Here is a 558-nt window from a genome sequence, read left to right as displayed (position 1 = left end):
ATTGCATAATCTGAATAAGAAAAAATCTACTTTTCGTACTCCTCTAAATTGACTTCTAAATGCTTTTACTTTGGCATTAAAAGATTCTGCTGAAGCATTTGTACTTCTATTGTCAAAATAGTTTAAGATTGACTGGTAATTAACCGTTATGGTATTTAAAAGGATATTAAAATTTTTAAACCCTGACTCCTCTACATTCCTGTACCAATGTGCCAGTTTGGTCATCGCAATGTGTTTATTGTTATTATTGTTGTAAATACCTCGTAGTTGTTGGGTTAAACTGTATGCTTTTTTAATATCTGGATATAAGCCAAATAACAATTGGGCTCGTTCGTTTTGTCTTTCGGTCCATTTATCGCGGGATTTATAAAGAACATATCTACTTCTGGCGAGCAACTGTTTTACAGAGTCTCCATTAGATAAAAGATCTGGGAGATAAGTTTTGTTTTCTCTTTTCGCTTGTAATATCAATCGATTCTCAGTATCCATAGCTTCCCAACGATATTTTATTCTAATCTCCTGTAATGCTTCTAGAGCTAATTTTTGAACATGAAATCT

Annotated in this window: 1 protein-coding gene; it reads right to left on the bottom strand. The window is 32.6% G+C overall.

Features of this window, described 5'->3' with window-relative positions; translation table 11 throughout:
• The coding region (locus tag NJT12_RS24860) for an ISAon1 family transposase (RefSeq protein WP_271338799.1) at window positions 1-558 on the bottom strand (558 nt) is incomplete at both ends.

The organism is Flavobacterium azizsancarii (assembly GCF_027980145.1).
Classification (GTDB): domain Bacteria; phylum Bacteroidota; class Bacteroidia; order Flavobacteriales; family Flavobacteriaceae; genus Flavobacterium; species Flavobacterium azizsancarii.
This window is presented reverse-complemented; position numbering and strand designations above follow the sequence as displayed.